The 13347-nt window shown below is 68.4% G+C and carries 12 protein-coding genes; 9 read left to right on the forward strand and 3 right to left on the reverse strand.

What is annotated here, in order from left to right; all coding sequences use genetic code 11:
• Positions 1–37: 37 nt before the first annotated feature.
• Positions 38–856: a DUF1194 domain-containing protein gene (locus ACT6XY_RS00800; protein WP_444746445.1), complete on the reverse strand. Its 819-nt coding sequence runs from the start codon at positions 854–856 to the stop codon at positions 38–40.
• A 219-nt stretch (positions 857–1075) separates the two neighbouring features.
• Between ACT6XY_RS00800 and ACT6XY_RS00805 the strand changes: the two genes are divergently transcribed.
• On the forward strand, positions 1076–2005 hold the full coding sequence (locus ACT6XY_RS00805) for a histone deacetylase family protein (protein WP_444746446.1): 930 nt from the start codon (positions 1076–1078) through the stop codon (positions 2003–2005).
• A 26-nt stretch (positions 2006–2031) separates the two neighbouring features.
• Complete coding sequence (locus ACT6XY_RS00810) at positions 2032–2292, forward strand: exodeoxyribonuclease VII small subunit (RefSeq protein ID WP_444746447.1); 261 nt, start codon at positions 2032–2034, stop codon at positions 2290–2292.
• Positions 2293–2616: 324 nt separating this feature from the next.
• On the opposite strand, the gene ACT6XY_RS00815 is transcribed toward ACT6XY_RS00810, so the two are convergent.
• Positions 2617–2988 (reverse strand): DUF2147 domain-containing protein, encoded by a 372-nt coding sequence (locus ACT6XY_RS00815; RefSeq protein WP_444746448.1) that lies wholly within the window; start codon positions 2986–2988, stop codon positions 2617–2619.
• 148 nt (positions 2989–3136) lie between these two features.
• On the reverse strand, positions 3137–4834 hold the full coding sequence (locus ACT6XY_RS00820) for a methyl-accepting chemotaxis protein (protein WP_444746449.1): 1698 nt from the start codon (positions 4832–4834) through the stop codon (positions 3137–3139).
• A gap of 330 nt (positions 4835–5164) precedes the next feature.
• On the opposite strand from ACT6XY_RS00820, the gene miaB reads away from it, so the two are divergent.
• The 7 genes from miaB to metK all read left to right on the forward strand — a co-directional run bounded on the left by miaB (position 5165) and on the right by metK (position 13343).
• Positions 5165–6562 carry a tRNA (N6-isopentenyl adenosine(37)-C2)-methylthiotransferase MiaB gene (gene miaB / locus ACT6XY_RS00825; protein ID WP_444746450.1) on the forward strand — a complete coding sequence of 466 codons (1398 nt, stop codon included), beginning with the start codon at positions 5165–5167 and terminating at the stop codon, positions 6560–6562.
• A gap of 81 nt (positions 6563–6643) precedes the next feature.
• Positions 6644–7678: a PhoH family protein gene (locus ACT6XY_RS00830; protein ID WP_444746530.1), complete on the forward strand. Its 1035-nt coding sequence runs from the start codon at positions 6644–6646 to the stop codon at positions 7676–7678.
• Positions 7675–8190 carry an rRNA maturation RNase YbeY gene (gene ybeY / locus ACT6XY_RS00835; protein WP_444746451.1) on the forward strand — a complete coding sequence of 172 codons (516 nt, stop codon included), beginning with the start codon at positions 7675–7677 and terminating at the stop codon, positions 8188–8190. Before ACT6XY_RS00830 ends, ybeY begins: the two co-directional genes overlap by 4 nt.
• 130 nt (positions 8191–8320) lie before the next feature.
• Entirely contained in the window at positions 8321–9463 is a 1143-nt protein-coding gene (locus ACT6XY_RS00840) for a hemolysin family protein (RefSeq protein ID WP_444746452.1), read from the forward strand.
• A gap of 105 nt (positions 9464–9568) precedes the next feature.
• Entirely contained in the window at positions 9569–11182 is a 1614-nt protein-coding gene (gene lnt / locus ACT6XY_RS00845; protein WP_444746453.1) for an apolipoprotein N-acyltransferase, read from the forward strand.
• A 217-nt stretch (positions 11183–11399) separates the two neighbouring features.
• Positions 11400–11819, forward strand: a complete 420-nt coding sequence (locus ACT6XY_RS00850) for a helix-turn-helix domain-containing protein (RefSeq protein WP_106747199.1) — start codon at positions 11400–11402, stop codon at positions 11817–11819.
• 258 nt (positions 11820–12077) lie between these two features.
• Positions 12078–13343: a methionine adenosyltransferase gene (gene metK / locus ACT6XY_RS00855; protein ID WP_444746454.1), complete on the forward strand. Its 1266-nt coding sequence runs from the start codon at positions 12078–12080 to the stop codon at positions 13341–13343.
• Positions 13344–13347: the final 4 nt, after the last annotated feature.

Consider the following 13347-nt stretch of genomic DNA (forward strand, 5'->3'; position numbering starts at 1 on the left):
GAGGACGCCTCGCGGGACAGCCCAGCGTGGAGGCGGCTCAGTTACGCTCCCAGCGCTCCCGCCAGATGCGCTCACCGACGAGGCAGTCGACCTTCTGGGACTGCGCCGGGATCACCTGCGGCCCGTAGGGCGCCGGCCAGACCGGCGTGATGCCGGCAACCTCCAGGATCAGCTTGCGGCGCGTCGCGGTGACGAACTCATCCGGCGCCGTGATGGGGATCATGAAGGAGCCGGGCCCGCCGACCACGCAGTCCTGGTAGTAGGCGTCGAGATTGGGGATGTCGACATAGCGGCTGTTCTGTCGGGGAATGACGATCGGCAGGCCGTTGATGACGATGCCCTTGGCGAGGGCGTCGTCGCGGGCGATCTCCACATGCGGGCCGTTGTTGTTCGACCCGTCCCCGGAGACGTCGATGACGCGGCGCATCGACCTCAGGCCGCTCTTCTCCAGGAGGTCGACGCTCGCCTGGATGGCGCCGGAGATCGAGGTGCGGAAGGCGCGGCGATAGGGCTTGGATTCCAGTTCCGCCGCGAAGGCCCGGGCGCTCTCCGGGCCGTCGATGATCCGCCAGTCGATGACCACCTGCCGCTCGTGGTGGCCCGCCCATTCGAGATAGCTCACCGCGATCTTGCCGACGAGCCCCTTGCGGATGGCGTCGATCACCTCGGGCGAGGTGATGGCCTTGATGTAGCCCTCGCGCTGCAGGCGCTGCTCCTCGGGGTCCATCGAATAGGAGATGTCGACCGCCAGCACGATCTGCACGTCGACCTCGCTCGCCGCAGACCGGCTTTGGGCGTGAGCGGTGGTGGCCCATCCGAGGGCGAGGGACACGACGAGGATCAATGCACGGATCATGAAAAACCCCGAGCAAGAGGCCGAGCGTCATCAGCCTGACACAGGCGCCGCGAGGGGGGAAAGCATGTTTCGACAGGTGTCCGCAGGGATCTTCGCCCCTGCCATCACGTTTGCGTGGGGGGCGCCGGTTGCACCCGCCGTCCCATGCTTTATTCATGGCACGGAGGGCGGCGGCGAGGCCCGCGCGTCCCGTGACAGTGCATGGAAGGGCCGGCCGCTGTGACCACACTCGTCATCTCCCATGCCAAATGCCTCGAGCACCAGACGCCGTTCGGCCATCCCGAGCGTCCCGACCGGCTGCGCATGATCACCCACGTGCTGGAGCACGAGCGCTTCGCCGACCTCGCCCGCGACGAGGCGCCGGAGGCCTCCGTCGAGGCCATCGTGCGGGTTCATCCGCCCGAATTCGTCGAGAAGCTGCAGAACGCCACGCCCTTCGTCGGCCTGGTCCATGTCGACGGCGACACGACCCTCTCGCCCGGCTCGTACGAGGCGGCGCTGCGCTCGGCCGGCGGCGCCATCTTCGCGGTGGACGAGGTGATGACGGGAAAGGTCAGCAATGCCTTCGTGGCGACGCGGCCGCCCGGCCACCATGCCGAGACGGCCACCGCCATGGGCTTCTGCCTGTTCAACAACGTCGCCGTCGCCGCCCGCCACGCCCAGGCGCGATATGGCGCCACCCGCGTCGCCATCATGGATTTCGACGTCCACCACGGCAACGGAACCCAGGACATCTTCTGGTCCGATCCCTCGGTCATGTATCTCTCGACGCACGAGATGCCGCTCTATCCCGGCACTGGGGCGCTGAACGAGACCGGCGCGCACAACCAGATCGTCAACGCCCCGCTGCGCGCCGGCGACGGCGGTGACGCCTTCCGCGAGGCCTTCGACACGGTGATCCTGCCGCGCATGCGCGGTTTCCGTCCCGATCTCGTGCTGATCTCCGCCGGCTTCGACGCCCACGAGCGCGACCCGCTCGCCAACATCAACCTCACCGAGGCCGATTTCGCCTGGGCGACCAAGCGGATGATGGAGGTCGCGGACGAGACGTGCTCGGGCCGCGTGGTCTCTGTACTGGAGGGGGGCTACGACCTCGAGGGCCTCGGCCGTTCCGTCGGCGCCCATGTCATGGCATTGATGCGCGGCTGACCCAGGCCGATTCCCCGGAGTGCCCCATGAGCGACACGAGCGCCGCCCCCCATGCCGATGTCGCGGCCCTCTCCTTCGAGAAGGCCATCGGCGAACTGGAGCAGATCGTCCAGAAGCTGGAGGGCGGCAAGGTGGAGCTGGAGGAATCCATCGCCATCTACGAGCGCGGCGAGGCCCTGAAGAAGCGCTGCGAGGCGCTGCTGCGCGACGCCGAGGCGCGCGTGCAGAAGATCACGCTCGCCGCCGACGGTACGCCGACGGGGACGACGCCGCTGGATCCGGGCTGACGGGGGTCAGATCGATCCATCTCGTCAGGGCGAGGGTATGAGGCTTGCTGCAATCTCGCTAACGACTGTGAGTCTGGTCTTGGCGGTCGTCTGTGCCTGGTGGGCGCTGCAGGCCGCATGGTTGAGCGCTACGCCCGGAGCGGACGCGGCAGCGTACCATGCGAAGGCCGGATGGCGGCTAGCCGCTGCCGGACTCCTGACTGCCCTCCCCGGCATTGGTTGGGCTTGGACACTCATGCGCCGACGGAGCCGGAACAGATCGTAACGGAGCGCTTCCTAAGCAAGGAAAGCGCTGCGCCGCAGACCAACCAAGGGCGCTGCCACTCAGCGCGCCGCAGTCCAGGTTACCTCGCGGCACAGAACCCGGCCGAGGATGCAGCCTTTGGTGCTCATCTGCTGGCCGTTCGAGGTGATGATGATGTTGTAGCTGCGCTGGCGCTTGGGGTCGTAGGCGGTGCCGGCGAGCCGGCCGCCCGCCTCGGGCGCGAGCGTCATGATGAGGCGGTCACCCACCTCTTCGCCGCTGCTCGTATCGCCGATCCACACGTTGGTGGCGCAGACCTTGTCGCCGCAGGGGGCGATGCGGACGCGCGCATTGCCGTCGCCGCGCATCCAGGTGCCGTCGATCGTATTGGCGCCAGCAGCCGTAGCCGTGAGGATCAGGCCTGACGCTGCGAGAAGGGACAGAAACCGCATAGATCATCTCCGCCGATGGTCATGACATGCTGGGTACGGCGGAAAGGACTGATTGGTTCCCGCCGCACTGCAAAAAAGTCGGCAAAAGCAGAGCGGGTCAAGCGGTGTCGCGGGGGTGGGACGACGTGCCGCCGTCCCGCTCGCGTCATCACGCCGCCCGGACGGCGGCGAGGAAGGTGTCGACCTGGGTCTTCAGGCGGCTGCCCTGCATGGACAGCTCCTGCGAGGCGGCCAGCACCTGAGCCGAGGCCGAGCCCGTCTCGACGGCGCCCTGGTTCACCTCGACGATCGACTGGGCGACCTCGCCGGTGCCTCTCGCCGCTTCCTGCACGTTGCGCGAAATCTCCTGGGTGGCCGCGCCCTGTTCCTCCACTGCCGCAGCGATGGCGGTGGCGATCTCGGCCACCTCGACGATGGTCGTGCCGATGGACTGGATAGAGCTCGCGGCCTCGCGGGTCGCCATCTGCATGGCGGCGATCTGCGTGCCGATGGCCTCCGTCGCCTTCGCGGTCTGGCCGGCCAGGGCCTTCACCTCGGAGGCGACGACGGCGAAGCCCCTGCCGGCCTCTCCGGCGCGGGCCGCCTCGATGGTGGCGTTGAGTGCCAGAAGGTTCGTCTGTTCGGCGACGGCCGTGATCAGCTTCACCACGTCGCCGATGCGGCCGGCGGCGTCGAGGAGTTCGGCGACCTTCGCGTCGGTGGCCTTGGCCTCGGCCACCGCGCTGCGGGCTTTCTCGGTCGAATGCTGCACCTGACGGGCGATCTCGCTGATCGACGAGCTCATCTCGTCGGTGGCTGCGGCAACCGCCTGGACGTTGCCCGATGCCTGTTCCGAGGTGGCCGCCACCATGCCGGACTTGGCCTGCGTCTCTTCCGCGGTTCCCGTCAGGGTGGTCGCGGCAGCCTCGAGTTCGGCGGAGGCCCCCGTGACGGTGGACACGACCTCGCTGACCGATCTCTCGAAATCGGTGACGGCGGCGGCGACCACGGTGGCGCGACGCTCCTTGGCGGCGCGCTCGCCGTCCTGTTCCGCGGCGAGGCGGCGGGTCTCGATGAGATTGGCCTTGAAGGTCTCCAAGGCGTCGGCGAGCTTGCCCACCTCGTCGCGTCGGCCGAGCGCCGGCACGGCAACCGTGACGTCCCCGGCCGCGACGCGGCCCATGGCCGCGGTCATCGCCGAGAGCGGCCGGGTGATGAAGCCGATGACGATCCAGCCGGCGAGGCCGAGGCTCACGAGGGCGCCGACGACCAGCACCAGCACCATGGTCCAGGTTCCCTGCGACAGGGCGGCATCCACCGCCTTCATCGCCTCCTGCTGGCGGGCGATGGCGCGGTCCTCGAGGCCGCGGATGACGGCCCGGACGTCGGCGATCACGACGGCGAGGTCGAAGGCGAGCTTACCGGCATCGTCGAACTGGCCGGCCCGGGACATCGTGAAGATCGGCTGCGAACGCTTCTCGTAGTCGGCGATGAGTTCGCGCATTCGGGCGACGTCGGCTCGGCCCGCGGCGACGCGGGATCCCGCCTCGAGCTGGTCCAACCGCCGGCGGAACCGCGCGAGTTCGTCGACGGCTGACTTCTCGAAGGTGGTCCGCTGCTCCGCGGGCAGGTCCAGCGGCAGGAACTCGACGGCCCGCGCATAGGAGAGCAGGTTCGCCGTGGCGCGGCCCGCCTGCTGCACCCTGAGGCCCGACGCCGCCACTTCCTTTTCCGCCACGCTCAACGTTCCATAGCTCCACAGCGCCGTCAGGGCGACGGTGATCGCGGTGGCGAGGAGGAGCCCGAGGGCCGCGAAAATCTTGGGGGCGATACGCGTGTTGCGCAGCAGGTCGAGCATGGCGGCCATCCACTCAGTTCATGAGAACACGCGGATAGGGCGCTTCCAGCCTTAACAGATTACCTTACGTAAGGAGGGGATTTGCGACGATTCTGCAAAAAATTGTTTCTGATCTGCCAGCTGTTCCATCGTCGGGGGATCGGCGGGCGGACGCTGCGCCTGTCGGTTGAAAACCTCATCCTCAAGCGCATCGCAGTCCGATACAGTCGCGTATCGGTGGGACGCCGGGCGCCGGGTTTCCATCGGGGTGCTGCCCCGCAGGCGGGCGGAGGGGTCTCGGGTCGGGCCCCTTAACGCCCCGCCGCGAACCCGCTATAGCTCCGCCCTCCGGAGCCCCTGATGAGCCAACCCGACAATCCCGCGCCGAAGGCCGTCTACGTCAAGTCCTACGGCTGCCAGATGAACGTCTATGACAGCCAGCGCATGGCCGACGTCATGGGCGCTGAGGGGTATCGCGAGGTGGCAACCCCGGAGGAGGCGGACCTCATCCTCCTGAACACCTGCCACATCCGCGAGCGCGCCGCCGAGAAGGTCTATTCCGAACTCGGCCGCATCCGGATCATCAAGGACGAGGCGAGGGCGGCTGGTCGCAAGGTGATGGTCGGCGTCGCCGGCTGCGTCGCCCAGGCCGAGGGCGAGGAGATCGTCCGGCGCGCCAAGGTCGTCGACCTCGTCGTCGGGCCGCAGAGCTATCACCGCCTGCCGGACCTCGTCGCCCGTGCCGGCGTCAGCCCCGGTGTGGTCGACACCGAGTTCCCCGTCGAGGACAAGTTCAAGGCGCTTCCCGCCACGCCCGAGGCCAAGACCCGCTCGCGCGGCCTCACCGCCTTTGTCACGGTGCAGGAGGGCTGCGACAAGTTCTGCACGTTCTGCGTCGTGCCCTACACCCGCGGCGCGGAGGTCTCTCGGCCGGTCGCCGAGGTGCTGGCGGAGGTGGAGAAGCTGGCGGCCGCGGGCGTGCGCGAGGTGACGCTGCTAGGCCAGAACGTCAACGCCTATCATGGCGCCGGTCCGGACGGATCGGAATGGACGCTCGCCCGGCTGCTCTATCGGCTCGCCGAAGTGCCGGGCATCGCGCGACTGCGCTACACGACGAGCCACCCGCGCGAGATGACGGACGATCTCGTCGAGGCCCATGGCGACCTCCCCGCCCTCATGCCCTATCTCCACCTGCCGGTGCAGTCGGGATCCTCGGCGGTGCTCAAGCGCATGAACCGCAAGCACACGCGCGACGACTATCTCCGCCTGGTCGACCGCATCCGCGCCGCGCGGCCGGACATTGCGCTCTCCTCGGATTTCATCGTCGGCTTTCCCGGCGAGACGGACGCCGATTTCGAGGACACCATGGATCTGGTCCGCCGGGTCGGCTTCGCCGCCGCCTATACCTTCGCCTATTCCGCGCGGCCCGGGACCCCCGGCGCCGAGATGGACGGGCACCTGGAGGAACCTTTGAAGACCACGCGGCTTCATGCCTTGCAGGCGCTCGTCACCGCCCAGCAGCATGCCTTCCAGGAGAGCCTCGTCGGGCAGACCGTCGACGTGCTCTTCGAGAAGGCCGGCCGCAAGCCGGGCCAGGTGGTCGGACGCTCGCCCTATCTGTCGCCGGTCCAGGTCATCGGACCGTCGTCTGTGATCGGCAGCATCGTCCCTGTGCGAATCACGGGAGCCAAGACAAACTCCCTGGATGGCGTTCTCGCCGCGGACGACCATATGAGCGCAGTGCATGCGGCTGAATGAGTGGTCTCGACCCAGGACAAGAGGACGGCGCGGTTGAAAAATTCCAGCGGGGGCGGCTTCGGCCCGGATAGCGGACGCAACATTCCCTGGCTTGCGGCCGATGATACGGCAGAGGCCGAGATCACCCTCTCCTTCGACGACAACCGTCTCGCGAGCCGCCTGTTCGGCCAGTACGACCAGAACCTCGCCTTCCTCGAGAAGCGCCTCGGCATCCGTGCCACCGCCCGCGGCAATCTCGTCAACCTCGTGGGTCCCGCCGATCCCTGCGAGCAGGGCAAGATCGTGCTGGAGAACCTCTACGCGCGCCTGAAGAGCGGCCACGACGTCACCCTCGGCGACGTCGACGGCGCCATCCGCATGACAACCTCCCAGGGCTCGCTGTTCGAGCCGGACGGGGCGCCGCGCCTTGGCCACGAGGAGATCGTCACCCGCAAGCGCACCGTGCGGGCACGGACGCCTGCGCAGGACGCCTATATCCGTGCCCTCAAGCGCAACGAGCTCGTCTTCGGCATCGGCCCCGCCGGCACCGGCAAGACCTGGCTCGCGGTGGCGCAGGCCGTGGCCCTGCTCGACAAGGGGCTGGTCGACCGGCTGATCCTCACCCGCCCGGCGGTGGAGGCCGGCGAGCGGCTCGGCTTCTTGCCCGGCGATCTCAAGGAGAAGGTCGATCCCTATCTGCGGCCGATCTACGACGCGCTCTACGACCTGATGGATGCCCCCCGGGTCGAGCGCGGCATGCAGTCCGGCATGATCGAGATCGCCCCGCTCGCCTTCATGCGCGGCCGCACGCTGACCAACGCCGTCGTCATCCTCGACGAGGCGCAGAACACCACGTCCATGCAGATGAAGATGTTCCTCACCCGCCTGGGCGAGAACTCGCGCATGATCATCACAGGCGATCCCAGCCAGGTCGACCTGCCGCCGGGCATGAAGTCGGGCCTCTCGGAAGCGCTCGACCTTCTCGAGAACGTCGAGGGTATCGCCCAGAGCTACTTCACCGAGGACGACGTGGTGCGCCACGAGCTCGTCGGCCGCATCGTGCGCGCCTACGAGGCGGCGACCCGGGCCGGCGAGCATGCCGCTCCGCACCAGCCGCGGCGCATGCGCCAGCCATGACCGCACGTGCAGGCGACGGGGCCGGGATCCAGACGGAGATCGCGGTCCTCTCCGACCTCTGGGACGGCCTCGCCGACGCGGAAGACGTCGTTCGCCGGGCGGTCCGCGCGGTGGCTGCGCGCGCCGACGTGGCGATTCCCTCCGATGCCGAGCTGTCCGTGGCGCTCGCGGACGATGCCATGGTGCAGCGGCTGAACCGCGAGTATCGGGCCAAGGACAAGCCCACCAACGTCCTGTCCTTCCCGGCAGCCCACGGTCCACTGCTCGGCGACGTCATCGTCGCCTACGAGACCCTCATAGCCGAGGCGCAGGAGGAGGGGCTTGCACCCGCCGATCACCTGACCCACTTGACGATCCACGGCCTCCTGCATCTTTTAGGCTATGATCACGAGACCGAGCCGGATGCCGTGGCGATGGAGTCGATCGAGACCTCCATCCTCGCCGGCCTCGGAATCAGCGATCCCCACGCGACCGGGCGGATGATGCCCGACGGAACCCATGCCCGACCCTAGCGACAGTCGATACCGAACCACCGCGGCCGAGGCCGCTTCCACCCCGACCCCCGCGAGCGCACAGCCGGCGGATGCGCCGAGAGCGGGGTCCGACCGCGCCGCAGACAGGAACGACCGCTGGGTCGACCGGTTGCTGGCCAAGCTCCGCCTGAGGGCCGCCACCTCCGCCCGCCAGAACCTCGAGGACGTGCTGGAGGAGAACGCTCCAGCCGCCGCCGGCTTCTCGCCGGAAGAGCGCTCCATGCTGCGCAACATCCTCGACCTGCGCGAGAGCCGGGTGAACGATCTCGCCCAGCCGCGCGCCGACATCATGGCCGTGCAGAAGGACGTCTCGCTGGCCGACCTGATGCAGTCCTTCGAGGATGCCGGCCATACACGCCTCGTGGTCTTCGACGACACGCTCGACGATCCCGTCGGCATGGTCCACATCAAGGACCTGGTGAAACACCTCTTCGCCGAGGCGAAGAAGGCGACGCGCAAGCGCCGCTCGAAGGCCGCCGATTCGGCGCGCGAGGCCGATGCCCCCGCCGACAAGCCGGCGAAGGTCGTGCCCGGCCTCGATCTCGGCGCCGTCGACCTGAAGGTGTCGCTCTCTGCGACGCGGCTGATCCGCCCCATCCTCTTCGTGCCCCCATCGATGCCCGCCATCGACCTCCTGGCGCGCATGCAGGCGACCCGCATTCAGCTCGCCCTCGTCGTCGACGAATACGGCGGCACCGACGGCCTCATCGCCATGGAGGACGTCGTCGAGAGCATCGTCGGCGACATCGAGGACGAACACGACGTCGACGACGGCAAGACCATCGCCCAGCTCGCCGACGGCGCCTACATCGCCGATGCCCGGGCGACGCTCGACGAGGTGCGCCAGGTGCTGGGGCCCGACTTCGACCCCGGCGAGGAGATGACCGAGGACGTCGACACCATCGGTGGCTACCTGACCGTCGTCGCCGGCCACGTGCCGGTCCGCGGCGAACTGGTGCCGGGGCCGGGCGAGCTCGAGTTCGAGATCGTCGACGCCGATCCGCGCCGCGTGAAGCGCGTCAAGATCACCCGCGGCCGCGGCCTCATCAGCCGTCCGCCCGTCCGTGGCCGGCGCAAGGACGAGGAGGAGCAGTCCGCCGTGGCCGCTGTCGCCTCGACCCCGCCCGCAGCTCCCGTCGTCCCTCCGTCGCCCGGTGCCGAGCCGGCCCCGGCGCAGGTGCTGCCCGCACCGGCCGAACAGGCCGCCCGCCCCGTCACTCCATCGAGCGGAGCCGCAGGACCTGACCGGTGATCGCGCGACCGATGACCGCTTGACCCTGCCGCCGGCCTGTCGGACACGGGCTGCCATGAGCGGAGCTTTGTGCGATTCGCCCGGACGCCCTGCGGACGCCGCACCGTGACGGTGGGCGGTCTGGCGCGCGGGGTCATCCTCGCCTGGGGATGGAAGAGGACGGGCCTGGCCTTCGGTGCCGGCGCGCTGGCCGCCTTCGCCATGCCCCCCTTCGGCGTGTTCCCCGTCCTCGCCGTCAGCTTTCCCGTTCTGGTGTGGCTGCTCGACGGCGCATCCGCCGCCGGCGGCGGTTGGCGGACCTTGCTCGCCGCCGCCCGCACGGGCTGGTGGTTCGGCTTCGGCTATCACCTCGCTGGCCTCTGGTGGGTCGGTGCGGCCTTCCTCGTCGAGGCAGACCGTTTCGCCTGGCTGCTGCCGGCCGCGGTGACCCTGCTGCCGGCGGGCCTCGCGCTCTTCACCGCCTTCGGCGCCTTCGTGGCGCGGCTGCTCTGGCGGCCCGGCGCCCGCCGCATCCTCGCCCTCGGCTTCGGCCTCACCGTCGCCGAGTTCCTGCGCGGCACCGTGCTCACCGGTTTTCCCTGGAACCTCTACGGTTATGCCCTGACCCAGTACGTCTGGCTGGCCCAGGGCGCCGCCGTCGTCGGCGTCTACGGCCTGACGCTGGTGGCGGTCCTCGTCTTCGCCAGTCCCACCGTGCTCGGCGACGAGGAGGCGGGACCGACCGTCCGCTTCGCCGTGCCGACCGGCGCCGTTCTCGCGCTCATGTGCCTCGCGCTGTTCGGCGGCTGGCGGGTCTCGACCACCGAAGTCGCCTTCGTGCCTGGCGTGAAGCTCCGTATCGTCCAGCCCGCCATTCCCCAGGACCAGCGCTTCCGTCCGGAGGCGCGCGACGAGATCCTCGCCCGCTACGCCGAACTCTCCGACAAGCCGACCTCGCCCGAGCGCTCCGGCATTCGGGACGTCACCCACGTGATCTGGCCCGAATCGGCCTTTCCCTTCTTCCTCATCTGGGACCGGGAAGCCCTGTCGAAGATCGCCGATCTGGTGCCGCCCGGCGTGACGCTGATCACCGGCGCGGCCCGCCCCGACGAGCCGCTGCCCGGCCGGCGCGACCCCCGCGTCTTCAACTCCGCCTATGTGATCGACCACGAAGGGGTCATCAACCAGACCTACGACAAGGTGCACCTCGTTCCCTTCGGCGAGTACCTGCCGCTCCACGACCGTCTGGAGGCGCTCGGTCTCGAGGCCATTACCCGCCAGCGCGGCGGCTTTTCGGCCGGCGACCGCAGGCGCAGCCTGCTCGTGCCGGGCGCCCCGCCCGTCGGCATCCTCATCTGCTACGAGGTCATCTTCCCCGGCGCCGTGACGGCTCCGGACGTCAGGCCGCAATGGCTGCTCAACCTCACCAACGACGCCTGGTTCGGCTACACGCCCGGACCCTTCCAGCACATGCACCAGACGGCGGTGCGGGCGATCGAGGAAGGATTGCCGGTTGTCCGCGCCGCAAACAGTGGTATTTCTGCCGTCGTCGATCCGCTCGGCCGGACCCTGCGCTCCCTGCCGCTCGGCGCCCGTGACGTGCTGGACGCCGACCTGCCCAGGGCCCTGCCGGCGACGGTCTTCGCACGGGCAGGCCACGTGCCGCTCGCTGTCGCGGGGCTGGGGATAGTGTTGATCCTGCTCCGTAAAACACGCCGGAGCGTTGTCGGGTCCACCTGACCCAAAGGGCAGTCGTCAATTTACTTGTAACGATCTGCACAATTAGCCATAAGCAAATTGTAGGATGCAGTCCTACCACCGCGCCCGGTATTTGGTGCGGCGCGACGGGGGTGGTATGGTCATCTCCGCGATGATCGGCCGCTTGGTCGGTCACGCAAGCCGGGGGGCTTGTCGGGGTGGGTTACTCCAAGGCGTGCGGAGGCACGGAGAGTCTTTGATGGTTGTTAAGAAGTCCCCGAACCCGATCGACAAGCACGTCGGAAGCCGCGTCCGCATGCGCCGCATGATGCTCGGCATGAGTCAGGAAAAACTCGGCGAACGCCTCGGACTGACGTTCCAGCAGGTGCAGAAATACGAGAAGGGCACCAACAGGATCGGCGCCAGTCGCCTGCAGCAGATCGGCGCCATTCTCTCGGTGCCCGTCTCCTTCTTCTTCGAGGGCGCTCCCTCGGGGGAACCGGCCCCGGAAGGCGGCTTCTCCGACGTCGCCGCGGCCTCCTACGTCTCGGACTTCCTGTCCACGAGCGAGGGCCTGGCGTTGAACCGGGCGTTCATCCGCATCAAGAACCCCAAGGTCCGCCGCAAGATCGTCGATCTCGTCAGCGCCTTCGCGGGTGACGAGGAAGAGGCCGTCTGACGACGGCCTCTACGCTGGAAAAAGGCACGGTCGTTCTTTTTTGCGAACGAACCGGCCTTTTTGCCATATTCGGACTTGACCGTCGAACAAGCTGTTGCCAGAACCTCGCCCGGCTTGGGCGCCGGGCGATGCGCGCGTCGCCGGCTGCTGCGCGGTTCTTTCTGCCGTGTGGTTGTTCAAATCCGGTTCACGGTGCCACCGATACGACGGCGCCCCACCCCGCGATACCCGTGGGCTCTTGCTCCTGGAGGACGTTTCGTGTCCCGCAGTTCCTATCTCTTCACCTCGGAATCCGTGTCTGAAGGCCATCCGGACAAGGTCTGCGACCGGATCTCCGACGAGATCGTCGACCTGATCTTCAAGGAAGCCGCCAAGGCCGGCGTGCCCGCCTCCTCCGTGCGCATCGCCTGCGAGACGCTCGCCACCACCAACCGCGTCGTCATCGCCGGCGAGGTCCGCGTGCCGGATTCGCTGCTGAAGAAGGACAAGGACGGCAAGGTCCTGAAGGACGCCCACGGCAACCCGGTCGTCAACCCGTCCAAGTTCAAGTCGGCTGCCCGCAAGGCGATCAAGGCGATCGGCTACGAGCAGGACGGCTTCCACTGGAAGAAGGCGAAGATCGACGTTCTCCTCCACCCGCAGTCCGCCGACATCGCCCAGGGCGTCGACGAGGCCGGCAACAAGGACGTGGGCGCCGGCGACCAGGGCATCATGTTCGGCTATGCCTGCCGCGAGACGCCCGAGCTCATGCCCGCGCCGATCTACTACGCGCACAAGATCCTCGAGAACCTGACCAAGTACCGCAAGTCCGGCGAGAAGGGCTGCGGCAAGCTCGGCCCCGACGCCAAGAGCCAGGTCACCATCCGCTACGAGAACGGCAAGCCGGCCGCGGTCACCCAGATCGTGCTGTCGACCCAGCATCTCGACGAGAAGCTGACCTCCAAGGACGTGCAGAAGATTGTCGAGCCGGTGATCCGCGAGACCCTCGACGGCCTGGAGATCGCCAAGGACTGCAAATGGTGGATCAACCCCACCGGCAAGTTCGTCATCGGCGGCCCGGACGGCGACGCCGGCCTCACCGGCCGCAAGATCATCGTCGACACCTACGGCGGAGCGGCTCCGCACGGCGGCGGCGCCTTCTCCGGCAAGGACCCGACCAAGGTCGACCGCTCGGCCGCCTATGCCGCGCGCTACCTCGCCAAGAACGTGGTCGCCGCCAAGCTCGCCGACCGCTGCACCATCCAGCTGTCCTACGCCATCGGCGTCGCAAAGCCGCTGTCGATCTACGTCGACCTGCACGGCACGGCGAAGGCCGGCGTCGACGAGGCGAAGGTGGAGAAGGCCCTGGGCGAGGTCATGGACCTTTCGCCGCGCGGCATCCGCGAGCATCTCGGCCTCAACAAGGCCATCTATGCCCGCACCTCCGCCTACGGCCACTTCGGCCGCAAGGCCTCGCGCGACGGCGGCTTCTCCTGGGAGAAGACCGACCTCGTCGCCAAGCTGAAGGACGCCGTCGCCGCCTGAGGCG

The sequence above is a fragment of the Phreatobacter sp. genome (assembly GCF_052440005.1).
Taxonomy (GTDB): domain Bacteria; phylum Pseudomonadota; class Alphaproteobacteria; order Rhizobiales; family Phreatobacteraceae; genus Phreatobacter.

Bases quoted from the DNA above. Each gene is read 5' to 3' on its own strand.
- ACT6XY_RS00800 (WP_444746445.1), bottom strand. From the start codon at position 856: ATGATCCGTGCATTGATCCTCGTCGTGTCCCTCGCCCTCGGATGGGCC.
- ACT6XY_RS00810 (WP_444746447.1), top strand. From the start codon at position 2,032: ATGAGCGACACGAGCGCCGCCCCCCATGCCGATGTCGCGGCCCTCTCC.
- ACT6XY_RS00815 (WP_444746448.1), bottom strand. From the start codon at position 2,988: ATGCGGTTTCTGTCCCTTCTCGCAGCGTCAGGCCTGATCCTCACGGCT.
- ACT6XY_RS00820 (WP_444746449.1), bottom strand. From the start codon at position 4,834: ATGGCCGCCATGCTCGACCTGCTGCGCAACACGCGTATCGCCCCCAAG.
- miaB (WP_444746450.1), top strand. From the start codon at position 5,165: ATGAGCCAACCCGACAATCCCGCGCCGAAGGCCGTCTACGTCAAGTCC.
- ybeY (WP_444746451.1), top strand. From the start codon at position 7,675: ATGACCGCACGTGCAGGCGACGGGGCCGGGATCCAGACGGAGATCGCG.
- ACT6XY_RS00850 (WP_106747199.1), top strand. From the start codon at position 11,400: ATGGTTGTTAAGAAGTCCCCGAACCCGATCGACAAGCACGTCGGAAGC.